We start from the raw sequence: 23,034 nt of genomic DNA, 5'->3' as shown, positions 1-23,034 counted from the left end.
CCCCATAAGTTAGACTTTTAAAACTTATGAGGTGTGCTCTATGCCAATTCCGAAGCATTCAAAAGAGTTAAAATTAAAAGTCATTCAAGCTTATTTAGAGGGAAGTAAAGGATATAAAATCCTTTCACAAGAATTTAATGTAGATCTCCAAACCATCCGCTTATGGATTGAAAACTATAAGGCACAAGGTGAAGATGGCCTGAATGTTAAAACTAAAAAAACCTACTACTCTTCCGAATTTAAAATCAAGGCTGTACAAATGCTTCTTGATAAGATACCGGTAAGAGAAGTTAGAAGACGGTTAAATCTGAGCGGGACGTCAATTTTAAGAAGGTGGCTAGCTCAGTATCATAAAGAAGGGATTGCTGGGTTTAATACCACGAGGATTTATACCAATATGCTTAAACAAGATAAAACTAAAATAACCAAGTCTGTAAAAGATGACAAAGATAAATCTCAGCAGGAGCTCATTGATGAAGTGACCGCTTTACGAGCAGAGGTTGCCTTTTTAAAAAAGCTAAAAGCCTTAAAACTGAAGCAACGTACCTAAATTCAATTTCTACTGCAGACAGTGTTCAAGTTATTTCAGAATTAAGGCAAATTTATCCATTAAAGCTCTTACTCAGTATTGCCAAGATCGCTCGTAGTACTTATTTCTATCACATGAAAGCTGTACGCTCTAAGGATTAATATACTGAGTTAAAACAGCAGATCAAGTCCATATATCACAAGCATAAGGGATGCTATGGCTATCGTAGAATTACTCTTGCTCTGAAAAGTACAGGAATAATAATCAACCATAAATGTGTATATCGTCTTATGAAAACTATGGGACTTAAATCACGTATCAGAGCACTAAAATATCGCTCATATAAAAGTGGTTGTGTCGGGATGGTGGCCGATAACATTATGCAACGGCAATTTAAAGCGAACCGTCCCAACCAGAAATGGGCAACTGATGTGACGGAATTTAATGTTAACGGTGAAAAACTTTATCTATCACCAATTATAGATTTATTTAATGGGGAAATTATTACCTTCCGGATCCAACGTAAACTCAATTATGAGTTAGTGAAAGATATGCTCATTCATGCTTTAGCTAAACTTAAGCGACATGAGAAACCAATTCTCCATTCAGATCAAGGATGGCAATATCAAATGGCTCATTATCAACAGCAATTAAAGCAACATGGTTTAATTCAAAGTATGTCTCGTAAAGGAAATTGCTTAGATAATGCTGTAATAGAAAGCTTCTTTGGAATATTAAAATCGGAGTGCTTTCATGGTGAAAAATTTCAATCAACTGATGAGTTAGAGAAAACTATACGAGAGTACATTCATTATTATAATCATGAGAGAATCAAGGTGAAGCTACAAGGTTTATCCCCTGTACAATATAGAAACCAGTTTTTAAAAACTGCTTAACTAACTGTCCAACTTTATGGGGTCAGATCATCCTACCGCTACGGGAGGGAACGAGATGCACACAAGACTATTCCTCAGAAGAAATAATCCTGATGTGGTCGAAAAAAGCGGTCCGCGACGACCGACTGGCAATGTGGCCAGCAGGCGAAGAATAATATTCAGACCTCTTTCAGTCAAGCACACAAAATGACATTTGCTTTAAAATAGATCATTAAAAAGTAAGGATAAATAATTAAAATTTATTGTTAAATTGGGGTTTATAAAATGGTTATCAATCAAAGTTCTAACGAGGTCTTAAAAGATACGACTTGCAAAAAATTATCTATGATAATATTTTAGAGTAATTACTCTAAAATGAGAGCTAATCATGAAAACTAAAAGAATTGGTTCATATCACTGGATGCAAGCTACAAATGGTCAGCTCAGCTTCAAAGAGAAAGTTAAGTTAATGCAAAAAATTATGCTGCCAAGTGTTATGGCCTCTATAAAAATAAATTACTTTCGGTTCAAAACTTTAGATGATTTTGATATTGATCAGATCGTGATACCAGATACTCAAATGGTTAAAGTCGCGCTTGATGAGCTCGAAGCTAAAGCAAGTATATCTATTTATAATCATTCATGGCGCACCTATTTCTGGGGCGCTGCTTTAGGCAATATACAAAAACAGCAATTTGATGATGAGTCACTTTTAATAGCCTCACTTTTTCACGATATTGGTTTAACTGAGCAACATATTCATAGTAAAGGTTGTAACTGTTTTACTTATGAGAGTGCTAAACAATTTGAGCTAAAGGCTAAAGAACATAGCTTTGATGAGAAGAAAAGTGGAGTTATTAAAGATGCTATCTGCTTACATATGAACGGTTATATAGATCACTCTGACCCAGCAGAAATTACGCTATTACAGCAAGGTGCATCCTGTGATGTGATTAGTGACGGTCTATATAGACTTCCCGTCTCTTTTAGAAATGAAATTTTAGAAAAATATCCTAGAAAACAATTTAATAAAGAATTTATTGAGCTTGTTAATTTAGAAACTAAGAATGTACCAAATTCTCGAACTAGTTTATTAAGTAGTCTTGGTTTACCGCTCATGATTAAGTCAAATTTATTTAAAGAGTGAATTTAATTAGAGCTATTAATCGTACAAAACCTATTAAGACTCAGCTTGAAATTTCAGTTAACAACTGTTTAATAGTGCTTCGTCTGAGTATGTCTTACCATAGCTAAAAGATATAAGCTTGAAGGCGTCTGTTGCAATGAATGACTCAGTGAAGTGGTTAGAAACTTTAAATAAAATTACTGGTATTGCTCAAACAGGTTTACATTATTCAAAAGATGTTTATGACAAAGAACGTTATGAACAACTCTTAGGGCACATTGAGTATTTATTAGAATTAAAAGAAATCAAAACAGAAAATTTTATTAATAACGTGCTCCAAGATGTAGGTTATGCCACTCCCAAACTAGATGTCAGAGCAGTTGTTTTTAAAGAAAATAAATTATTATTAGCAAAAGAAATTGGAGATGGGCGATGGTCTGTTCCGGGTGGATGGGCTGACGTAGGTTACTCAGCATCGGAAAATGCTGAAAAAGAGGTTCTAGAAGAGACAGGTTTACGAGTTAAGGCCATTAAATTATTAGCTTTAACTGATAGAACCAAGCACCCACACCCTCCCATGTTTTTACATGTGTATAAGGCTTTCTTCTGGTGTGAAATTATTGAGGGTGAGTTGACACCAAGTATTGAAACACCCGAAGTTGGATTCTTTGGTAGAGATGAGTTACCCCCTATTTCTACAGCACGGGTAACAGAAGAACAAATACAGCAATTTTTTGATTATTTAGAGTCAGTACCAGAAATTACTAAGTTTGATTAGTTAAAAAAATCAATGAAAAGAGAAATATCTATTATTGATAAAAAACTATTAGTTATTTAATTCTAGAATGTTCTTCTGAAGTAAGTCTAAGCTGGTTTAATAAATTGGAATGGAATATTTTTTGGCTAAGCTCAGGCTATAATATTAGACATGCTCTATTATTTTATCTAATTCTTATATGAAGAATACATTTTCTGACAGCAAACAAATTAGGCAAGTGTCTAGTTTCTCTGAACTTGTAAATACAAAGTTTCAAGGAGATACAAATGCGATTTGTTGGTACAGAAATTTGGTGGGTGACTTTACAGAAGTTGTAGATAAACTTGAGTTAAAAGAAAATATTACAGAAGTTTCCGTTGAAGACTTATTAGCGCTACAGCTTTCAGAAAAAGGTAATTTGGCTAGAGAAATTATTTTAGAAGATATGCAGCAGTTAACTGAATTTGGTGCCTCACCTGTACTTAATTTACTTAAATATTATGAACGAGATGAAGAGCTAGATTTCATTTCAACAGATGTATATTCATTTCATGTTGATCGCTCTCCAATTGAAACTGATACATTCTTATGTACCTATCACGGCGCTGCTAGTGATATTGTTCCCAATGATCAGGTTGAACAAAAAGTTCTAATTCCCGAAATTAGAGAAAAGCTCAAAGAATTGCATGACGGCCCTGATACTGAGTTTGAAGTTTTTTTGGCAGAGTATTTTTTTGATTTGCATTATCAGCCTAAACCCGATGCTCAACCTGTAAATTTAGGTACGGGACATATTTGGCGTTTAGCAGTAGATCATCCAACTCAAAGGGTTTTACCTTGTGTTCATCGAGCACCTGTTGAAAAAGATGGCGAGTATCGATTGCTGTTGATTTGTTAAATATATTGCCACTCCATGACTGGAGTAGCTTGAAATCATTTTTATCAAATAAAAACTGGCTTAACTAATCTCTTAAGATATTCCGAAAACGAATCAAATAAATTCGAATATTTACCAAAGCGAAAATAATGAAAAAATATGATTTAAAGTAGTTGACCCTCACGTAACGTAAGCCCCTAGCATAAAACACGCCTAAGGAAGAAGGAGCTAAAAAGATGCTGTTAAAAGTTGGTGAATTGGCTAAGCAAACAGGACTTACTGTCCGTGCTCTTCATCACTATGACGATATCGGTTTACTTCAGCCTTCGGTCCGTTCCGATGCAGGTTATCGACTATACACCCGTAAAGACATTACTCGTTTGCATCAGATTCAAGCATTACGAGGACTGGGAATGTCGTTAGCCGAAATCCATACGGTTCTTGAAGACCCCAATCTTGCGCTTTTACCGATTATTGATCAGCAGATTCAAGCAATTGATCAAAGGCTGACAGAGCAAAAGAAATTGCGAAATCAGCTCAGCAAACTTAAATCTCAAATCATAAATGGTGAAGAGCTTGGTTTGGAGGATTGGCTAAAAACACTGGAGCTTATCGCGATGTTTGACAAATACTTTACAAAAGAAGAGCTTGAAAAACTGACTTTCTTACAAGCAGGCACTAAAAGCCACCAAGAATGGCAAGAGTTAACTCAAGCAGCAAATACACTGTTTAATGCTGGCGAACCATCTAATAGTGAAGCAGCTCAAGACTTGGCTCGAAAGTGGATGAAAACCCTTGAGCACAATACGCGAGCTAACCCAGAATGGTTAGTTAAACTAAATGCCATAAACTCAGCCGAACCTGAATTTCAGGAAAAATTAGGCGTAACGCCAGAAGTTGTTGAGTTTTTACTTAAAGCTTTTTCTGAGAGTAAGCTGAGTATTTTTGCGCGTTATTTATCTGACGATGAGTTTACTTTTTTAAAAGAGAATTATATTCGTGAGATGAAAAAATGGCCTCAATTATTGGTTGATATTGAAAAATTGATTGATGCCGAGGTCACACCAGATAGTGATGGAGCAAAGCATTTGGCACAACAATGGCTCTCTATGCTACAAGGCTATGCTGGCAAAAATCCAACTACTCAAGAAAAAATCCGTACAGCAATGCAAAATGAACCAAGCCTTGCCGACGGTACTTGGCTCAAACCAGTGACGCTACAATTTCTAGAAAAAGCAGTAGCGGCATTAATGCGTGGTGCTTAGTTCTATCAAAACAACTGGCTACACCATAGTTTGGTGTAGCTTTTTAAAATACTCTATGCACCCCTAAAAACAGGTTTTTTTATAAATTAGTTTTTGATATTTATGATTATTTTGGTTTCTACAATTAATATATAACATTCACACGAACCCAATCTTCATACTTGGTCGCCTGAACATTCGTAGTTGATATGATCGCTCCATGAATAGGAATATTTTCTTTCATTCCAGTCGCAATTCGTGAACGTATTTTATCCGCCATCCCTCCCCAAATTTGAGTGTGGCCCGCATCTTGATACAGTACATATGCAACAGATGCTGGGCTGGCAGTAGATTTAAGTTCAAAGTTATTGTCAGAGGTTACAGCCAATTGATAGGGTGTATTTTTGCTGCATTGCACAGTTACATCCGTTCTTGCAGTAGGAACTGGCTGAGCACGTTCAACCGAACCAAAATCCAAGTTTCCTTGTGTGGAAACTTCACAAGTTTCTAGAATGGTTAAACTGACCCTTAACGATGTAGATGCATTGCCAGCATCCGCACTATTTATTGTCAACATTCCCATCAGAGAAAATAAGGCATGTCTAATGACTTTCATGTCTTCTCCTTAACTTTTTGTTCTAATGTCTAATCATCTTTATATTGTGTTTTTTCTGTTCCTATTAAAGAAACAGCTTTCAGGATTGTTTAGTTATAAGACTTAATATTGCACAGTGTCAATCTATACTAATCACATGATTTGCGTATTATTTTTATAATTTGTGATGAGTTACACGCAATCTAACTAATTTAAAAAGTAGTGGGTGTTTTTTATTCCTATTAATTATTTATACCAATCTATCTGATGATGAGTTGAAATTTTTTGGTATCTTAACTCAATAGCTAATTAACAAATAAAATCATTTGTACAGCTCTAATAGTCTTCATTGAATGCAACGTATCGTACTGCTCAGGACTTTAATTACTTAAATAATATTTATTAGTTTTATGTCAAAAATATCATACACAACATTTATTTACGTTATTTAAACATTTCACTTTAACGTTAAGAGAATTTAAAAATTATTCTTAAAATCCAAAAAATAAATATTCAAAAATATTTCTTCCTCCCTTAATTTAAAAAATTTCATTAATAACTATTCTAAAAATTCATCATTATTTTCTTTCATCATTGTGAGAATAAAAACATACGCAAACAATAGTATAGACAAAGCAAAAATACCAATCCATGACAATTTGTTTAACTTTAAAATATCAGGTGCTGAATTCAAACTACTCGTAAACTCTAAAATAGCAGCAAACAATCCTAACATACTAGAAAACATTAAAAACACAAAATCAATTAAAGAATGTGTAAGCCGATTTAATATATATTGTAGATTTAATTTTGAACTTGTTATTACATAATTTAGAGATGAAATAATTCCAATAACAATAAATATCCCAAGAAAAGTATTTATTATACTATCTATACCAAAATAATCCGTTAATAAAATTATATTTTTCTCTAACTCTTTCTTGTTTGTAAACTTATTTGTAGCTAAGTAAAAAGAAAAATACGATGCGAATGATATTAATATATATACAATACTCTCCGTAAAGAAAAAATGTTTTTTACTTTTCTTACTTTTAAGTATATATAATTTTTTATTAACAACGATATAATCATCTAAAGGTTTTTTTTCATTTTTTTCATTTTCTAACGACATCATTTTTCCACTTAAACTTACCAAAAAATTTGGTTTAACAACAAAGACTATTACAAAAAAATTACAATTACATTGTATAAATTATTTTTTAATAATACTAGTTTATTATAATATTTTTAATTAGCACTTACACATCTAAAAATTAAGATGAATATTATTCTCCTTGAAAGATTAAGCACACCAAATTATGAAGATTTTCTTTAAAATATTTTAATAATACAATAATAAAATTTAAGATACAAATTACTAATTCATTTTAACAACCTATTATAAAAATTATATTTTTCAAACAATTAAACAAAAAACACTATAGAATTAAAATAATCTAAATAATAATTCTAGTCTATTTTAGCAATAAAGTAACTATTTACTGTATCATAAATTAAACTGTCTTTAAAAATATCTTCATAATTTTTTATTCATATACAGAGATTTAATTTTTCTGTTATGAAGTTGTTTAACTCACAGTACTACACATAAATACCACTCCCTCTCCAACAGCATCTCTAAAAACCGAATAATTCTGTCCATTCTTGCAATTGCATAAAAAAACTGATCAAAATAATATTGCGAAAAATAGAATATAACTTTACATATTGTTTAGCTTATCGATTCAATACTAAGAAAATTGTGAAGTTAAATTTAAAATGAATAATTCTGGCCTTTAAAACCATTTATTTTTAATTCGAGAAACCATTGATATGAAAAAATATTTATTATTAATTTTATTCAGCCTTTATTCGGTTCATTCATTTGCATCGGACAAACTGCATGGCAGTGTTTGGAAAACCATTGATGATGCAACCAATCAACCTCGAGCGCTGGTAAGATTTAACCAAGATAAAAATGGCAACCTCTCTGCAAACATCGAAAAAATACTTGTTCCAAGTGAAGCCAACAAATGTACGATGTGTGAAGGTACTTATAAAAATAAATCTTTGATTGGTTTAACCATCGTCAAAAATTTAAAAAGTGTCGGCCAAAATAAATATGACAAAGGATCTATTCTCGACCCACAGTCAGATAAGACCTATCGCTTTAGCCTAACAGTATCCCCAGATGGTGAAAAACTTACCGCTCGTGGATACATTGGTATGTCTGCGATTGGCCGAAATCAAACGTGGTATCGAGTTAAATAGCTCATAAACTAGCATGTGACCAACTCTTTGTGGCTACCCACCGATCATAATTACAATCAATATGTGCATGATGCATGTAATAGTTTTTTATGATCGGTACTTAGCTTGAATCATCAGCATAATAATGACGAGTAGCGAAGGTATTGCAGCAATCACAAATAAATGAGTAATGACCAGAAATTGGGAAAGGTAGCCACCAAATAGCGGCCCAATGACCGAACCCAAACGGGCAATTCCAATACTCCAGCCCACTCCTGTAGTACGAAGCGAAACTGGGTAATAACTGGCAGACAGTGCATTAATGGCAGGTTGCCCGCCAACAATGGCAAAGCCAGCAATAAAAATGATAATAAATAATAAAACAATATGGCTAACAACATAGCCAATTAAAGCAACACTAATCACTGCAACCAAAAAAACAGGAATTAATACTTTATAAAATCCTGTCTTATCGATTTTAAGGCCCATCACAACACTACCAACCGTACCGCCTAATTGTAGAGTGGAACCGATCATCAATGCCTGATTTAGTGAGAGCCCTGATTCTTTAGCCAAAGTCGGGAGCCAGTTCGCCAGAAAATATAGACTGATCATATTTAAAATACTGATGATCCAGATGGAATAGGTAAAAAACGCACGCTGATTTTTAAATAACTCAAGCGGTGACTTTTTAACCTCAACTTCAGTGTTATTGATGATTTTTATTTCTGAATTGAATGTTAATGCGGGATAAAACTTCTTTAACCAAAATAAAATCTTAGGATTATTTTTATGATCTTCACTCAAAAAATATAAAGATTCTGGCAGCTTAAAGTATGTGATAAAGAAAATAATTAAAGGAACAATACCGCCAAAATAGAAAATTGCCTGCCAGCCTCCCCAAGGAACTAATAAGGCGGATATACCGCCCCCTAACATTGCCCCTACCGTATAGCCACAAGAAATGACCATCATGGTGAAAATACGAGATTTGAATGGAACAATTTCGGAGCTATAAGCCATAACATTTGGCATGATCCCTCCTAAAAAAATTCCTGTAACAAAGCGGATTGCTGTCAATTGCTCAATATTGCCCACATGTGGTGTCACCAGCATCAATACCGAGAACATAAAAGTCGAGATCAGTAAGATGGGACGGCGGCCAAAACGATCAGAGAGTGAACTTAATAAAAATGATCCGACAAACAAACCAAATAAGCTGGCGCTAAACACAATTCCTAGCATGGATTTTTGAACACCCCATTCTTCTATAATCATTGGGGCCGCGTAAGCCATAGACTGAATGTCATAGCCATCCATAATCATCAGTAATAAACAGGTGGTCAGAATAAATTTTTGATAGCGTCCAACTTTCTGCTGATTGATCAGATCACTTAATGCAACTTCTTTCATGGTATTCCCTTCTCCATGACATGCTTTAAATTAATTCATTTTAATTATGCAATACGTAATCAATTTACGATTAACGTAAAATAAAATAGCAATAATATGCCAACAAAGTCAAAATATTATTTTTTTATAATATAAACAAAAAGTTAGATCTGGTGATTTGATTATGTCGAAGTAATGATCTCAACTTATTGCACAGGGGCTATGGTCTGCTCATCTAACAAAAAAACAAGCAAACCATACATCCTATTATTTAAATTATTTTTAGATTCAAACAGATGATTAAAAAAACAATCGAAAATCTTTTCCCTCTCGTCCGCCTAATCTGAGCTTAAGAGCTAAATCACTCCCCTCAATCAGCATTCTTCTTTTCAGCAGAAGATCCATTACTTGATGGTTTAGAAGAACCCAAAGCCATACTTGAGAATACGCCATCGCGATAAATCCATGCATGTAATAACGCAGCGGACAGATGACCAATAACCACAGCAAATAGTAGCCAAGCCAAAATTCCGTGTAGAGTACGGAACCATGCATAGAGCGTCGAGTTGGTTGGAGCGATTGGTGGAAGGTCCCAACCCGGAAATAAAGTTACAGGCCAGTTACCTGCCGATAGCGTTGCCCATCCGAGCAATGGCAAACTAAACATCAAAAGATAAAGCAGCCAATGTGATGCATGGGCAATAAACGCCTGCCAGCGTGGTAATGTCGGCGGCAAAGGTGGAATTGGAAAATAGAGTCGGTTTATTAACCTTATGATGACCAATAATAAGATTGCGATTCCTAAAGGACGATGGATATCGATTAACCACGGACGCCAAGTGATTGAGGTTGTCATTCCCACACCAATAAATAGCATGGCCAAAATCGCTACCGCTATAAGCCAATGTAGAATTCGAGCAGTCAAATTAAAATGACGTGGAGCATTATCGTTAGATTTGTTTTGCATGGCTGATCTCTCCTATTTGCCCACGGCATCCGTTGCTTTGCCAAATCCAATTTCACGTAAGCGAGCATTGTAAGATTGTGAATAGATGCTTGCTCGCGCCGCGAGTACCGGATCATCTGATAACTCAATTCCGGGTGGAACTAGTGTTGGATCAAAGTTAATGTCACGGCAAACGCCATTTACCTGTTCAGTTACATTTTTGACTTCCAATGTTCCTGCTATCACTTCTTTACGTTCTTTTGGCCACGGTTGAGATGGGTCATTCACTGGGTCTCCCGGCTCGGCAAGTTGCAAAACTAAATCCCAATATAGCGGCCCTTCAGCTAAACGTTTTTTGATGTCTTTAAATAAGAAATCATGGCCAGCTTGATCACGTTGTTCTTTCGTAAGGCTAATAAATTTTGAATGAGGACGCATAGACCAACGAACTGGCTGTTCTTGTCCATTGGCGGCTCGCAATATAAAAGCATTTACGACATAAAATTCTGCACCGCTGAAACTACCGGTTAATGGCATCTTTGCCTTTTGCTCAATAGACTTACGTGCTTCTGGATATTCTTTTAAGAAAGCCTCAACTAGGGCTGGATCGGGTTTGCCAGTAGCTGGAACTGGTTTAAATGCTTTTTGCTGCGCCAAAAAACCTTCAGCATTTCGTGTAGGGAAATAAGGAAAGTTATTTAATTTCATGCGCCATTGTGAATGATCAGCTGCGGAAAGTAATAAAGCCATACTTACTGTTGCTGTCGAATTATCTGCCGCATGCGGGTTACCACTTCCAATAGAAAAACGGCCAATCGCGGGTATATCAGACTTGGCAAATACAGTGGCTTTAGAGAGTGCCGCCGCCGCACCATTACTGTGGTAAGTGCCATCAAAACAAATACCCTTACCGTGTGCACGTCGATATCCGGGATCAAAGTTATTTAATGAGTCTCCCAAAAAAGTTTTGCTTGTGGTGCGATGTCCAAATAGACCAGCGACCCAAGCAAATGCCAATACTAAGGAGCCCGCGATTACAGCAATACCCACGAATCGCAGCCAGTACTTCTTTAGAGTTTTAAAATTCAAATTATTCATTCTTCATCCTGTGTAAATTGTATGGCTGCATCCCTAAAAAAGAGTTTCATCATGTCAAAAGAGATTTACTTACATTGATGGAATCACGTTCAAAATTAGCTCAGTAAATAAAATCCCGAAAGTTCTGGATCCAATAGAGATAAGCCTTAATATAATATTTATTTCCCGATCATATAAGGTACGCACCTCGGGGTTAGTATTAATCTTATTAACATTTGAATGGAGATAAATACAGCATAAGAACGAAGAATCTAGAAGCGCCGACTTTGACCGAAAGAGTCCGAAGAGGTGATCTTTTTAAAAGCGAGCTCGTTAACTAGTGATAATTAATAGTAGAGATGAGAAAACAATCTAACACCCTTTCTCTCTCATCTTTCTGTTCTGAACTTAAAAGCTGAATAATTATGCCTTCAATCATATATAGAAATAGCTTGGCGTCCTGAAAAGTCGCATCCCTTTTGAGTGCTCTAAGCTGACTATAGATTTCATTAATGAGCCACGTTCTATATCTCAACGCGGTTTGATAGGCTTTTGGATGGGTCAGTTTTGTTTCAAACATGGCTTTAAACAATAAATAGTACAGTCCCTCTAAATCAGTATGTAAGAAATAAAGTTTCTTAAGTTTTTCCTTCACGCTTAAGCCTTGGTCGTACTCAACAATTGAAACCACTTTTTCTTTTAGACGTTCTTTTTGCACAATTAGGCAGATTTCAATAAACCGCTCTTTTGAATGAAAAAAGTTATAAAAGGTCGCTTTAGTAATTTTTGACTCTTTCACAATTCTGTCGACCCCAACCGTATGAAAGCCGTGATGCTGAAATAAATCAATCGACGTATTAATAACTTGAATAGCGCGTGTTGAGAGAACTAACTTTGGCATAGTTTTACCGTTATAAAAATTCTTGTTGTATATAAATGAGATAAAAAACCTTTGCCTTTTCTGGGAGAAAAAAGGCACAGCAAAGCCTATAAAGACTGTGCTTGGCACATCTCAAGTTTTATTGTTGAGTAAGTTTTTTGGTCGTGACGATTTAAAGCTTGAAAACCTTAGGGCAATCAAGCTGCTTTAGTTTTTTAAGCTGTGTCGTTATAGCTTTTGGCATTGAGAGCCAAGAAATAATGGATGTGAAAGCCAACTCCTTTTTATTTAGAGTTCTGCCAGACATTAAATTTATGGTGGCAGAACGAGAAAGGGTTAGCAGACTGGTGAAAGATATAACCAGCACACCCGAAGGTGTCCCTCTCCCGTCCTACCGCTACGGGAGGGAACGAGGAGTTTACACATAAGAGTATCCCTCAGACGGAATAACTCTGATGCGATCTTTCATCTCGGTCTGCTAAAACCGACTGGCAATGTGGCCAGCAGGCAAAGGATAAGCTTCACATTTATTGCAGTCAAGCACACAAAATGACATTTGTTTTAAAATAGATCATTAAAAAACTAAGGCTAAATAATTAAAATTTATTGTTAAATTGGGATTGAAAATTAAAGTAAATATTTGAGCTTAGGCTTTAATAAATGACCGTTAGCTTCTCTTTTTATTAGAAGTTCTGCCAAAACATCAAAGTTATGGTGGCAAAACGGAAAAGGGTTGACAGACTAGTCACTCAACTAGCACACCATAGGTGTCCCTCTCCCGTCCTACCATTACGGAAAGAGACAAGGAGCTTATATATCTATGTTTACTTATTCAATGTTATTTAACTCCATTAAGGCCTATAGCAAACTTGCCACCCATTAATGTTATGTTATAACATAACATTAACATCACAATATAAGCCGCTAATAAATGAACCTTGTTCTCCCAGATATATCTGCCGAGCCAACTTTACCAAATGCCTATAGCCACCGCCTTGATTGGGTTGGCATGGAAAACATTGCATTACCCGTTCGAATTGAAAATACCTTATGCCCAAGCCACGTAAATGCTTATGTCAGTCTGGATGACCCTTTAGCAAAAGGCATTCATATGTCGCGTCTTTACACACGACTTTTAGAGTTAACATCACTCGAAAATATAAATATGCCTGATTTAAAATTAGTTTTAGAGGACTTTTTAGATAGCCATCAAGATTTATCGCAGCATGCCAAAATTGAAATTCACAGTAAACTTTATATCGAGCGATCAGCCTTAGTCAGCAAGCTTTCAGGGTGGAAAAGCTATCCTTTTGTTTTGTCAGGCCAACTTTCTAATGATCAATTTGAGGCAGAATTAAAAGTCGAGATCCCCTATTCTTCAACCTGCCCATGCTCTGCGGCACTTTCAAGAAATATTATTCAACAACGGTTTGAGTCGGCCTTACAAAATCAAGAAATTCGACTTAACCAACAAGACATTATGAACTGGTTAAATACCACAGATGCAATTGCAGCAACGCCCCATAGCCAAAGAAGTTTTGCCCTCCTTCAATTTAAATTAGATCAAAATCTTCAAAACATTCCACTCATCGAATTTATAAACCAAGCTGAACTGGCATTAATGACTCCTGTGCAAACTGCCGTGAAGCGTATTGATGAACAGGCATTTGCGGTTGCCAACGGTCAAAATCTAATGTTCTGCGAAGATGCATTAAGACGCCTTTATGGTTCGTTTATACATCACAAAAATATTCATGGTTTCAAATTTAAAGTGACTCATGCAGAAAGCCTACATGCGCATGATGCTGTGGCAAAAGGGTCATGGCAATGGTAGGACATTTTATATATATCTGAAACTGATCAAGATTTTTACAAAAATGACTGTTGTTTGTCACAAATTAAATAGTTTCAACTTACTACCCTCAATATCCCAACTTAAATAAACAGATTTAAACGGTAATCCAATGCTACGTAAAAATCCATCTGGCCATCTCCCTGTTATTGATCAATCAGCCTATGTCGATCAGACCGCTATTATTTGCGGCAAAGTCATTGTTCATGCCAATGTGTTTATTGGCCCTTATGCGGTGATTCGTGCAGATGAAACCGACGAAAATGGAGAGATGGAACCTATCATTATTGGTGCAAATTCCAACATTCAAGATGGTGTTGTGATTCACTCCAAAGCTGGTGCATCAGTTGTAATTGGTGAAAATACATCAATTGCTCATCGTTCAATTATTCATGGGCCTTGTGAAATTGGTCATCATGTTTTTGTCGGTTTCAACAGCGTCATATTTAACTCTAAGGTCGGTCATCACAGTGCTATTCGTCATAACGCAGTCGTCGATGGTCGTGATTTACCGAACCATTTTTATGTCCCTGCAATGAGCTACATCAACTCTAAAACCGACTTAAACCAATACCCTCCGGTTGATATCTCTATTAGTGAGTTTTCCGAGAGTGTTGTCTCAACAAATATTGAATTGGTCAAAGGCTATAAGGCATTACACAATGAGTTTTAAACCCTATTCTAAAATCATTATCCGAGATGCCAATTTAGTGAATGAGGGAAAACAGGAATTTGTAGATGTACTTATTCAAGATGGTCGAATCGAAAAAATTGCTCCATCAATTTCTCATGTTGTTAATGCTAAAACCATTCATGCGAACGGGAACTGGCTGATTCCAGGAATGATCGATGATCAAGTCCATTTTAGAGATCCAGGTTCACCACATAAAGGCAGTATTGCTTCGGAATCTATGGCAGCAGTCATTGGCGGAATTACCAGTTATATGGATATGCCAAACACCAATCCCCCAACAATATCTTTAGATGCCTTTATGCAAAAAAGACAAATTGCCGCCCAATATAGCATGGCAAATTATGCCTTTCATTTTGGAGTAAGCTCCCAAAATCTAGATATTATTGAGCAGCTTAACCCCAAGCTCGTCAGCGGTGTAAAAGTTTTTATGGGAGCCTCTACTGGCAATATGTTAGTTGATGACCCGCAAATTCTTGAACGATTGTTTGCCAATGTCCCTACCATTCTTTTAACGCATTGCGAATATACACCTCGCATTAAAGAAAGAGAAAATTTATATTTCGGGAAATATGGTGAATATATTCCAGCACATATGCACCCTAAAATTCGAGATAAACAAGCATGCTTTGAGAGTTCACGTTTAGCGGTGTCTTTAGCGGAAAAATATGGGACCCAACTGCATGTTTTACATATAAGTACAGCCAAAGAATTGTGTTTGTTTAAAGATTTACCTTTAAATCTAAAGCATATTTCTGCTGAAGTATGTATTCACCATCTTAGTTTTGATGAATCAGACTATGCTGCGCTTAGCCATTTAATAAAATGTAATCCAGCAATTAAAACTCAACAAGACAAAGATGCACTCATCACTGCGATTGCTCAGTCCAATCGCTTAGATATTATTGGTACAGATCACGCACCGCATACATGGGACGAAAAACAACAATCTTATTTAAAAGCACCCGCTGGCCTGCCTTTAGTTCAACATGCTGTTCCAGCACTCATGGAACTTGTGGCAGATAAAAAAATAAGTATAGAAACAATGGTTAAGAAAACATCACACCAAGTCGCTGATTTATTTAAACTCAAAAATCGTGGATATATCCGTGAAGGTTATTGGGCAGATTTGGTTCTACTTAAAGAAAATAAAGAGGCTATTGCAGTTAAAGATCAAAAAAACTATATGCGATGTAACTGGACGCCATTTCAAAATAAAACCTTCCGCTATGACGTCGATACAACTATTGTGTCAGGGCAATTGGCTTGGCATCAAAATCAGTTATTTTTAAGCTGTCGAGGCAAAGCATTAGACATAGACAGATAACACCGCCAAATTTTAGAGTAGAAAATATAATTAAAATTTATTGTTAAATTGCGATTTATAATGAGGCTTTTATCTGCTTAAAGTAGGAGGCAAAATCCATTAACGACTATATAGCGGATCTTCCTCAACAAAAAATACCTCACCCGATGAAGGTAAAATCCATTGATAAGTTCCTTCTATTTTCTGCATTTTTTCTTTAAACGTATTATATATTGCTACAAGGTTATGTTTTTCATCATATTCCCCTACATAGCCATGTTCCTTTTCTTCATGAAAATCTCTAAACATTTTATGCATTTTTACGGCTCTAAGTTCCATCTCTTTTGACCTTCTTATTATTAATATAATTATTATGATCTCTTTTTTTACTTTAAATATCAGAAAAATGTACCAAATTATATCCTATTGATATATCAAACAAAAAAAAGCACCTAAGATGCTTTTTTTATTTTTAAAATATTATTGGGCAATAATATTAGTAGCTGTAAGACCTTTTTGTCCTTGAGCTATATTAAAACTAACACGTTGACCTTCATATAAGGTTTTAAACCCAGAGCTACTGATTTCTTTAAAATGTGCAAAAAAGTCTGGGCCTGTATCTTGTTGAATAAAACCAAAACCTTTAGTTTCATTAAACCATTTCACTGTACCGATTGCTGTATTAGACATAATATATCCTTTGATTTTTAATAATATAAAGCCATATTTCATGACTCATTAAACTTTGAAAAAATAATAACAAATTGAGTTTAAGATCTTAAAAAAACGAAGGATTATGAATAAAACTACGATACTAAAAGAGGATTTACTAATAAGTCTTTTTTTCTAGTTAAATCCAGTATACGCCAAATAAATATTTATACAACACATTTAAAAAATATTTATTTTCGTACCGTTATTTAAAAATAATAACTCCTAGATACAGAAATACTTTTTACAAAACCCGCCAACCAAAGAATAAATTCATGTTCATTATCAAAATTAGGGAGAAGGCTTAAATCAATTTTAACTATACGCTCTTTCATTGGCCTATTTAAACAACTTTCAAAATCAATAACAGGATATTTTAATTGTAAATTGTTTATAGCTGCTTCTTTTTTAATTTCAATTAACAGTCTATTCAGACAGTCAATTAAATCCTTAGAGGACTGATTTTTAAAGTGAATATTATTGTAAACACTTTCAGCCACATCAAAATATTTTTTCATTTCATCATCCATATTTCCCTCATTTTTTAATTAATTTGATTGAGTATGCATGTAAAACTGTATCTTTATGTTGTATAAATATATTTATAGACCTGCCCCCTTAATTTAATAAAATATTATTTTCAATTAAGCGTGTTAAATAATATGTTTAAGTAAGACTTAATTATTAAAAAACTTTTAAAAACAATAGATATTCCGTTATATGTTAACTCTTGTATTTATTTAAAATACCCTTCTATTTATATATCAACAGCCTATTTGGTTCACAGAAACATTATGTCGAGAATTAAACACTTTTAGGCACATATCTCTACATAGAGTTCCTACAATTACTGCAATGTAAGCGAATCAAAGGCCTACGATAAAGCTTCCTTACTATTATTAAGAAGTTTAAAATGTCTGATTTCAAAGAATTTTCAAAAAAAACCACACAAAACCAAAATGATTCTAATGCGCAACCTGATGAGGATAAAACTGAAAAACCTGTACAATCGCCTGAAGAAGAAAATAATCCTACAGAAAATAATAATGAAGAAAAAAAGGAATAAAATAATTGATAGCTCAAAAGCTCTATATTAAATAGAGCTTTTGTTTAACATTATATTAATTAAAACGTTTTATTCAAAATTTTCCACATGGAATCTAAAAAAAATACTAATACATATATTTATTTTAATTTAAACAAGTTCTAATCTTTTATTTAATATTAATTCAACTCTTCTTTGTGCATCACAAAAATCAATCTCTTCACTTATCCAAAATGTATGAAGCTGTCCATGTAGATGAAAATGCTCTTTATTATATTCGGATCCATGATCAGAATAATGACTATCTACTCTGAAATGATTTTGATCGTCTTTTCTTTTTTTCCCATCAAGTATACCGCCAATACAGATATCCATTTTAATGCCAATAATTAATCGAAATTGACTATAACACATAGTGCACTGTGGCTTTAAAAAGAGTTGTTACTATTATCTTTATTACACCATCAAAAAACTTATGTTTGCAGCATATCTCCTTAAATTTAAAGAGAATAAATATATATTTTGCATATCTAAAATACTTGGCTATGTAATATAAATATTGATTTAACTAAAATTTATAACATTTTCAAAATAATTCTTCTTACAGTAGATAAATCACTATATGCTGCATGTACCTCTTACAGAAATTTTTCTAATGTCACAGCAGACTCTGCTACAAGAACTGAACTCCAGAATCGACTATTACTCCACCAGAACAGACTACCCACTACGAAGAATTTTGATAGGTTACCGAGCATATGCAAAATTGATGTTATGTTCAGCTTTTTCAGATGAAGTTATAAATTCTGCAATTGACCCCAACAAACGGAAATATAAGAAGTTAAAAATTAAAGTCACCAAAGATGACGACCAACTCGACCTTGAATGAATCAATCTAAATAACAAATGAATATTTCCTTGTGCTTATTTAGCGCGTCAATGACCGCAAAATGACAATGACCAATGCCAGCAATATTGTTGTGAACATCTAGATAATGATGCCCTACTGCTGCCGCTTTGAACCAAGAAAATAATTTGCTCTTAAACTTATTTTTTCACAGGAAGTAGTAAAACAGGGTCTTCAATATCGTAACCAGTTTCTTCTGGAACCCCCAGATATTTAACGACAACCAACCTCTTATTGTGTTTAGGCACGCTATAATTTTGGGAAATTTTTATTGCTTTGGTGTAATGAACCGCAACATGGGGCTTACTTTGTAAGGACGGCGATTTTACAACATATTCTGTTTTATATTGCGTGATCTTTCCTGAAGGATCAAACCAAGACGATACTTGATTCTGATGAGTTTTTAATGTTTGAATTTTTACGGTCTTACTATTACTTACGACTAATGGGGTTAAATTCTTTTTAATTTTATTTAGAGCTTTATCAAATGCTCTACTATCTTGATCATAATCAATCTTATGTGTTTTTGGATTGATATAGAGAGATTTAACTTCAATCAGTTTATCAGGCGATTTACTATTTAATAGATAATAATAGAGTTGTGGTAGACGTCCTCGACCATCTTCATAGTGTCTTAATACATAAAGTTTCTTCTCTTTTTGCTGATAGCCCAATACTTCAATTTTTTGTCCACCGCCCACTGTCGCATAACTATGTGCGGATAAGGTAAGAATGGTGCTAAAAGTTAGAAATTTTAGAAATTTCATGAGTTCATATCCGTGTGTTCTGATAACTATATTGTATAAATACCAATCAAATTAAAATGACACTTGAGTAAGTGTTACTTACTGTTTTTATATTCTTTTTGTACAGAGGCGGCCTTTTTAAGGGGGCTCTATTTATTATTTCTCTCCCCCTCAAATGACTCATCCAGCTTTTAGAGATACGGCATCATAGAAGAACAGGTTTATGCAGCATTACGTTTATAAGAAAAATAAGAACAACCCGCACACGATGCCATAATAATTGTTATTCCAATGATCTGAAAACTGTTTAATCGTTCATCTAAAATCAGCCATCCAGCCAAAGCACTCACCGCAGGTGATGCACTCAATAAAATTCCAAAAACACGTGGATGCAGTTTTTTCATCGCAATCATATCTAATATGAAGGGAATCGCACTTGCTAGCATCGCCATGAGTAAACATGTCAAAAGAATCGTATAACTATCAAAAATATGGACAATGTGAGATGCCCCTAAAGGCGTTGCAAACAAAGCTGCTAAGAACATTCCTGTCGCAACAGAACTTCCACCACCTTTTGCAACTTTAGAGCCGTAAATAATATATAGTCCCCAACCCACTGCGGCTACTAAAGCATACGTCATACCAATAAAGCTAAAGTTATTATTTGAATTGCCCATAGGCAAAAGAAGCAAACCAATCATAGATAATGCTCCCCAAAAATAATCTAATTTATTTTTAGACATTAAAATAGCAACCGTAAGCGGTCCCAACACTTCAATGGAAATCGCGATCCCAACAGACATATAAGAGAATGCTTTATAAATTAAAGTATTCATTAAAGTGAGGATGGCCCCATAAATAATGAGATTTTTCCAATTGGTCTGTCTGTTCCAGTCTCTCCAAGGTTTATAAACAATCCACAAGAAACATGCTGCTAAAGCAAGTCGAGTTAAGGTCACTCCTTCTGCACTAAGAATTGGAAAAAGGGCTTTTCCTATTGATGCTCCTATTTGCACAGAAACTAAAGATAGAAATGCGGCTGCAAATGCCATGCCTTGCTTGGAGTTTGTCTCAATCATCATATTTACCGCTCTGGGAATGATTGAAATTTTAATTCTATATAATCAATATATTTCTTCTATTTCTCTCAATAAAACGATTAAATAACTCTATATTTAAAGCTTAATGAGAGATTTACTCATGTCAGATATTTCTTTAGATAATTTTGACTACGCAATCTTAAGAATACTGCAAAAAGACAATAAGACTTCGCATCGAGAAATTTCTGAAAAAATTGGTCTATCGTCCGCTTCCGTGCAAAGACGTATATCTCGTATGGAAGAAAAGGAAATAATTTTAAAAAATTGCGCTATTTTAAATCCGCTTAAATTTGGTGAAAAAATTACGTCTATTATTGAAGTCCGCCTTAGCGAAGACCGCTCTGTAGTGATGGACAGAGCGAAGCAATACTTTGCTTCTGTTGAAGAAATTCAACAGTGTTACTTTGTGAATGGAGGCGTCTCTTTTATCATTATTATGCTGAGCAATAACTTATCTCATTTTGAAAGTTTGGTTAGAAAACATTTTGCTGATAATGAAGATGTAAAAACATATCGAACCTTAATTGTTTTAGACCGCGTGAAAGTAAACTTTGAGTTAAATATTTAAACTTTTTAATTTTGGCTTCTAAACGTTTTAATAGTCTTATAAAGCTTAAAAAAGAGGCCGAAGCCTCTTTATTTTTATCGCAATAAAACTCAGTCATCAATCATGGCGAACTCTTGCTCAGGCGTGCCTTTCACTAAATGGTGACGGCTATATAACAAGTAATAGAGTATAAATCCGACATAAATCAGCGCGGCTAATAACCAAACTTTTGGGTTTACCATTAACCCTGCAACGACAGCAACAGCAGCAAGAACTAAGGCAATACAAGACGTCCACATTCCACCAGGCGTTTTATACGGGCGTGGTAATTCAGGGCGAGACAAACGTAATTTAATATGTGAGAGCATCATCAATACATAAGAAATTGTTGCGCCGAATACTGCCATTAAAATGAGTAAATCACCCTCACCTGTTAAAGAAAGTAAAAACCCAATAATACCCGGAATGATAATGGCCCAATATGGAGCTTTATTTTCATTGGTAAGCGATAAGTTTTTTGGCAAATATCCCGCACGTGACAATGCAAAAATCTGACGCGAATATGCATAAATAATTGAGAAGAAACTTGCGACAAGTCCAGCAAGACCTACAAAGTTAACAAAGCTCGCTAACCATGTGTGCTGACCATACACAGCAATGAGTGCATCAACTAAAGGTGCTCCCGAATTTTTTAAAGCATTTGAACCCGCTGCACCTGCTCCCAAAAATAAGATTAAAAGTGCAAATGATGCCAATATTAACATTGAACCAATTAAACCTCGTGGCAACGAACGTACTGGATCTTTTGCTTCTTCGGCAGCCAGTGGCACCCCTTCAACTGCAAGAAAGAACCAGATGGCATAAGGTACTGCGGCCCATATTCCCATATAGCCAAACGGTAAAAAGCTACTCGCACCTGCATGAGTGCTGACTGGAATATCAAATAAACGCGCACTGTCAAAATGTGGAAGCATCGCAACAATAAATACGACCAGTGCAATACAAGCAACGGCGGTAATTCCAAACATGATTTTAAGTGCTTCACCTGCACCTTTCAGATGAATACCCATAAAAACTAAATAACAAATTAGATAAACAGCCCAGCCGCCAATTCCAAAGAGTGATTCGCAATATGAACCGATAAATACGGCAATCGCAGCAGGTGCAATTGCATATTCAATTAAAATCGCAGTCCCTGTGAGGTAGCCTCCAAAAGGACCAAATGCAACGCGGGCAAAACTATAGCCACCGCCAGCAGTAGGTAACATCGTTGACATCTCAGACATCACAAAGCTCATGCAGAGATACATAAACGCAACGATGACTGTTGCAATAAAGAGTCCTCCCCAGCCGCCTTGTGCCAGCCCAAAATTCCAACCCGCAAAGTCACCCGAAATGACGTAAGAAACACCCAGCCCCACTAAAAGTAACCAACCTACTGCCCCCTTTTTTAACTGACGTTTTGCAAAATACTCTGCGTCCTGTTGTAGAGCACCCACATCTACGCTTAATTCTGACTCTTTCATTGTCGTATTGCCTTATCGACTAAATTTACACCACCAATAATTGCGCAAAAGATAT

Annotated in this window: 26 protein-coding genes; 14 read left to right on the top strand and 12 right to left on the bottom strand. The window is 35.0% G+C overall.

The window, feature by feature from the left end; translation table 11 throughout:
- Nucleotides 1–40: 40 nt before the first annotated feature.
- The 6 genes from J655_RS21400 (at nt 41) to J655_RS21375 (ending at nt 5,429) form a co-directional block, all read left to right on the top strand.
- Nucleotides 41–550, top strand: coding sequence for a helix-turn-helix domain-containing protein (locus J655_RS21400; protein ID WP_002120495.1), 510 nt, complete (start codon nt 41–43; stop codon nt 548–550).
- 161 nt (nt 551–711) lie between these two features.
- Nucleotides 712–1,425 carry an IS3 family transposase gene (locus J655_RS21395; RefSeq protein WP_155762643.1) on the top strand — a complete coding sequence of 238 codons (714 nt, stop codon included), beginning with the start codon at nt 712–714 and terminating at the stop codon, nt 1,423–1,425.
- A gap of 367 nt (nt 1,426–1,792) precedes the next feature.
- The gene (locus J655_RS21390) at nt 1,793–2,551 is read left to right on the top strand and encodes an HD domain-containing protein (protein WP_032053089.1); all 759 of its coding nucleotides are present in this window, start codon (nt 1,793–1,795) and stop codon (nt 2,549–2,551) included.
- Nucleotides 2,552–2,687: 136 nt separating this feature from the next.
- Nucleotides 2,688–3,308 carry an NUDIX hydrolase gene (locus J655_RS21385; RefSeq protein ID WP_032053087.1) on the top strand — a complete coding sequence of 207 codons (621 nt, stop codon included), beginning with the start codon at nt 2,688–2,690 and terminating at the stop codon, nt 3,306–3,308.
- Nucleotides 3,309–3,486: 178 nt separating this feature from the next.
- On the top strand, nt 3,487–4,185 hold the full coding sequence (locus tag J655_RS21380) for a DUF1826 domain-containing protein (protein WP_032053085.1): 699 nt from the start codon (nt 3,487–3,489) through the stop codon (nt 4,183–4,185).
- 215 nt (nt 4,186–4,400) lie between these two features.
- On the top strand, nt 4,401–5,429 hold the full coding sequence (locus tag J655_RS21375) for a MerR family transcriptional regulator (protein WP_017481447.1): 1,029 nt from the start codon (nt 4,401–4,403) through the stop codon (nt 5,427–5,429).
- Nucleotides 5,430–5,553: 124 nt separating this feature from the next.
- On the opposite strand, the gene J655_RS21370 is transcribed toward J655_RS21375, so the two are convergent.
- The gene (locus tag J655_RS21370; protein ID WP_017481446.1) at nt 5,554–6,024 is read right to left on the bottom strand and encodes a spore coat U domain-containing protein; all 471 of its coding nucleotides are present in this window, start codon (nt 6,022–6,024) and stop codon (nt 5,554–5,556) included.
- A gap of 538 nt (nt 6,025–6,562) precedes the next feature.
- Nucleotides 6,563–7,138 (bottom strand): hypothetical protein, encoded by a 576-nt coding sequence (locus J655_RS21365; protein ID WP_228132278.1) that lies wholly within the window; start codon nt 7,136–7,138, stop codon nt 6,563–6,565.
- Between the two features lie 698 nt (nt 7,139–7,836).
- On the opposite strand from J655_RS21365, the gene J655_RS21360 reads away from it, so the two are divergent.
- A complete protein-coding gene (locus J655_RS21360; protein ID WP_032053081.1) occupies nt 7,837–8,274 on the top strand; it encodes a DUF2147 domain-containing protein in 438 nt (145 codons plus the stop codon).
- An 87-nt stretch (nt 8,275–8,361) separates the two neighbouring features.
- On the opposite strand, the gene J655_RS21355 is transcribed toward J655_RS21360, so the two are convergent.
- The 4 genes from J655_RS21355 to J655_RS21340 form a co-directional block, all read right to left on the bottom strand.
- Nucleotides 8,362–9,666 (bottom strand): MFS transporter, encoded by a 1,305-nt coding sequence (locus J655_RS21355; protein ID WP_032053080.1) that lies wholly within the window; start codon nt 9,664–9,666, stop codon nt 8,362–8,364.
- Between the two features lie 349 nt (nt 9,667–10,015).
- Nucleotides 10,016–10,612, bottom strand: a complete 597-nt coding sequence (locus J655_RS21350) for a cytochrome b (protein WP_032053078.1) — start codon at nt 10,610–10,612, stop codon at nt 10,016–10,018.
- Between the two features lie 12 nt (nt 10,613–10,624).
- On the bottom strand, nt 10,625–11,689 hold the full coding sequence (locus tag J655_RS21345; protein ID WP_017386646.1) for a catalase family peroxidase: 1,065 nt from the start codon (nt 11,687–11,689) through the stop codon (nt 10,625–10,627).
- A gap of 316 nt (nt 11,690–12,005) precedes the next feature.
- Entirely contained in the window at nt 12,006–12,569 is a 564-nt protein-coding gene (locus J655_RS21340) for a TetR/AcrR family transcriptional regulator (protein ID WP_032053076.1), read from the bottom strand.
- A 910-nt stretch (nt 12,570–13,479) separates the two neighbouring features.
- On the opposite strand from J655_RS21340, the gene folE2 reads away from it, so the two are divergent.
- The 3 genes from folE2 to J655_RS21325 all read left to right on the top strand — a co-directional run bounded on the left by folE2 (nt 13,480) and on the right by J655_RS21325 (nt 16,418).
- A complete protein-coding gene (gene folE2, locus J655_RS21335) occupies nt 13,480–14,382 on the top strand; it encodes a GTP cyclohydrolase FolE2 (RefSeq protein WP_032007517.1) in 903 nt (300 codons plus the stop codon).
- Between the two features lie 130 nt (nt 14,383–14,512).
- Nucleotides 14,513–15,073: a carbonate dehydratase gene (locus tag J655_RS21330; protein WP_032007519.1), complete on the top strand. Its 561-nt coding sequence runs from the start codon at nt 14,513–14,515 to the stop codon at nt 15,071–15,073.
- Nucleotides 15,063–16,418 carry a dihydroorotase gene (locus tag J655_RS21325; protein WP_032053074.1) on the top strand — a complete coding sequence of 452 codons (1,356 nt, stop codon included), beginning with the start codon at nt 15,063–15,065 and terminating at the stop codon, nt 16,416–16,418. Before J655_RS21330 ends, J655_RS21325 begins: the two co-directional genes overlap by 11 nt.
- Nucleotides 16,419–16,517: 99 nt before the next feature.
- On the opposite strand, the gene J655_RS21320 is transcribed toward J655_RS21325, so the two are convergent.
- From J655_RS21320 to J655_RS21310, 3 genes are all read right to left on the bottom strand, one after another.
- Entirely contained in the window at nt 16,518–16,706 is a 189-nt protein-coding gene (locus J655_RS21320; protein ID WP_081311961.1) for a hypothetical protein, read from the bottom strand.
- A gap of 171 nt (nt 16,707–16,877) precedes the next feature.
- Entirely contained in the window at nt 16,878–17,087 is a 210-nt protein-coding gene (locus J655_RS21315) for a cold-shock protein (protein ID WP_032053070.1), read from the bottom strand.
- Between the two features lie 230 nt (nt 17,088–17,317).
- A complete protein-coding gene (locus J655_RS21310; protein ID WP_032038393.1) occupies nt 17,318–17,638 on the bottom strand; it encodes a hypothetical protein in 321 nt (106 codons plus the stop codon).
- A gap of 383 nt (nt 17,639–18,021) precedes the next feature.
- Between J655_RS21310 and J655_RS24845 the strand changes: the two genes are divergently transcribed.
- From J655_RS24845 to J655_RS25430, 3 genes are all read left to right on the top strand, one after another.
- The gene (locus J655_RS24845) at nt 18,022–18,174 is read left to right on the top strand and encodes a hypothetical protein (RefSeq protein WP_001279164.1); all 153 of its coding nucleotides are present in this window, start codon (nt 18,022–18,024) and stop codon (nt 18,172–18,174) included.
- 176 nt (nt 18,175–18,350) lie between these two features.
- Nucleotides 18,351–18,467, top strand: coding sequence for a hypothetical protein (locus J655_RS25200; RefSeq protein ID WP_130625960.1), 117 nt, complete (start codon nt 18,351–18,353; stop codon nt 18,465–18,467).
- 341 nt (nt 18,468–18,808) lie between these two features.
- A complete protein-coding gene (locus tag J655_RS25430; RefSeq protein WP_024436173.1) occupies nt 18,809–19,042 on the top strand; it encodes a hypothetical protein in 234 nt (77 codons plus the stop codon).
- 158 nt (nt 19,043–19,200) lie between these two features.
- Here J655_RS25430 and J655_RS21305 read toward each other — a convergent pair whose 3' ends face one another.
- Both J655_RS21305 and J655_RS21300 read right to left on the bottom strand, forming a co-directional pair.
- A complete protein-coding gene (locus J655_RS21305) occupies nt 19,201–19,827 on the bottom strand; it encodes a hypothetical protein (RefSeq protein WP_032053067.1) in 627 nt (208 codons plus the stop codon).
- Nucleotides 19,828–20,027: 200 nt separating this feature from the next.
- Nucleotides 20,028–20,888 (bottom strand): EamA family transporter, encoded by an 861-nt coding sequence (locus J655_RS21300; protein ID WP_032053066.1) that lies wholly within the window; start codon nt 20,886–20,888, stop codon nt 20,028–20,030.
- Between the two features lie 118 nt (nt 20,889–21,006).
- Here J655_RS21300 and J655_RS21295 point away from each other — a divergent pair, with 118 nt between their 5' ends.
- On the top strand, nt 21,007–21,474 hold the full coding sequence (locus J655_RS21295; protein ID WP_002115807.1) for an Lrp/AsnC family transcriptional regulator: 468 nt from the start codon (nt 21,007–21,009) through the stop codon (nt 21,472–21,474).
- Nucleotides 21,475–21,563: 89 nt separating this feature from the next.
- Here J655_RS21295 and eat read toward each other — a convergent pair whose 3' ends face one another.
- Nucleotides 21,564–22,979, bottom strand: a complete 1,416-nt coding sequence (eat, locus tag J655_RS21290) for an ethanolamine permease (protein ID WP_032053064.1) — start codon at nt 22,977–22,979, stop codon at nt 21,564–21,566.
- Between the last annotated feature and the right edge of the window lie 55 nt (nt 22,980–23,034).

The sequence above is a fragment of the Acinetobacter sp. 1294243 genome (assembly GCF_000588015.1).
GTDB classification, from domain to species: domain Bacteria; phylum Pseudomonadota; class Gammaproteobacteria; order Pseudomonadales; family Moraxellaceae; genus Acinetobacter; species Acinetobacter pittii.
The sequence above is the reverse complement of the archived record's forward strand: the minus strand, read 5'-3'. Positions and strand labels throughout refer to the sequence as shown.

Excerpts from the sequence above, each read along its gene's own strand:
- J655_RS21385 (WP_032053087.1), top strand. The coding sequence starts at position 2,688 with ATGAATGACTCAGTGAAGTGGTTAGAAACTTTAAATAAAATTACTGGT.
- J655_RS21400 (WP_002120495.1), top strand. The coding sequence starts at position 41 with ATGCCAATTCCGAAGCATTCAAAAGAGTTAAAATTAAAAGTCATTCAA.
- J655_RS21295 (WP_002115807.1), top strand. The coding sequence starts at position 21,007 with ATGTCAGATATTTCTTTAGATAATTTTGACTACGCAATCTTAAGAATA.
- J655_RS21325 (WP_032053074.1), top strand. The coding sequence starts at position 15,063 with ATGAGTTTTAAACCCTATTCTAAAATCATTATCCGAGATGCCAATTTA.
- J655_RS21350 (WP_032053078.1), bottom strand. The coding sequence starts at position 10,612 with ATGCAAAACAAATCTAACGATAATGCTCCACGTCATTTTAATTTGACT.
- J655_RS21320 (WP_081311961.1), bottom strand. The coding sequence starts at position 16,706 with ATGTTTAGAGATTTTCATGAAGAAAAGGAACATGGCTATGTAGGGGAA.
- J655_RS21340 (WP_032053076.1), bottom strand. The coding sequence starts at position 12,569 with ATGCCAAAGTTAGTTCTCTCAACACGCGCTATTCAAGTTATTAATACG.
- J655_RS21360 (WP_032053081.1), top strand. The coding sequence starts at position 7,837 with ATGAAAAAATATTTATTATTAATTTTATTCAGCCTTTATTCGGTTCAT.
- J655_RS21365 (WP_228132278.1), bottom strand. The coding sequence starts at position 7,138 with ATGATGTCGTTAGAAAATGAAAAAAATGAAAAAAAACCTTTAGATGAT.
- J655_RS24845 (WP_001279164.1), top strand. The coding sequence starts at position 18,022 with ATGTCTGATTTCAAAGAATTTTCAAAAAAAACCACACAAAACCAAAAT.
- J655_RS21315 (WP_032053070.1), bottom strand. The coding sequence starts at position 17,087 with ATGTCTAATACAGCAATCGGTACAGTGAAATGGTTTAATGAAACTAAA.
- J655_RS21345 (WP_017386646.1), bottom strand. The coding sequence starts at position 11,689 with ATGAATAATTTGAATTTTAAAACTCTAAAGAAGTACTGGCTGCGATTC.
- J655_RS21355 (WP_032053080.1), bottom strand. The coding sequence starts at position 9,666 with ATGAAAGAAGTTGCATTAAGTGATCTGATCAATCAGCAGAAAGTTGGA.
- J655_RS21375 (WP_017481447.1), top strand. The coding sequence starts at position 4,401 with ATGCTGTTAAAAGTTGGTGAATTGGCTAAGCAAACAGGACTTACTGTC.
- J655_RS25430 (WP_024436173.1), top strand. The coding sequence starts at position 18,809 with ATGTCACAGCAGACTCTGCTACAAGAACTGAACTCCAGAATCGACTAT.
- J655_RS21310 (WP_032038393.1), bottom strand. The coding sequence starts at position 17,638 with ATGGATGATGAAATGAAAAAATATTTTGATGTGGCTGAAAGTGTTTAC.
- J655_RS21305 (WP_032053067.1), bottom strand. The coding sequence starts at position 19,827 with ATGAAATTTCTAAAATTTCTAACTTTTAGCACCATTCTTACCTTATCC.
- eat (WP_032053064.1), bottom strand. The coding sequence starts at position 22,979 with ATGAAAGAGTCAGAATTAAGCGTAGATGTGGGTGCTCTACAACAGGAC.
- J655_RS21380 (WP_032053085.1), top strand. The coding sequence starts at position 3,487 with ATGAAGAATACATTTTCTGACAGCAAACAAATTAGGCAAGTGTCTAGT.
- J655_RS21330 (WP_032007519.1), top strand. The coding sequence starts at position 14,513 with ATGCTACGTAAAAATCCATCTGGCCATCTCCCTGTTATTGATCAATCA.
- folE2 (WP_032007517.1), top strand. The coding sequence starts at position 13,480 with ATGAACCTTGTTCTCCCAGATATATCTGCCGAGCCAACTTTACCAAAT.
- J655_RS21300 (WP_032053066.1), bottom strand. The coding sequence starts at position 20,888 with ATGATGATTGAGACAAACTCCAAGCAAGGCATGGCATTTGCAGCCGCA.
- J655_RS21370 (WP_017481446.1), bottom strand. The coding sequence starts at position 6,024 with ATGAAAGTCATTAGACATGCCTTATTTTCTCTGATGGGAATGTTGACA.
- J655_RS21390 (WP_032053089.1), top strand. The coding sequence starts at position 1,793 with ATGAAAACTAAAAGAATTGGTTCATATCACTGGATGCAAGCTACAAAT.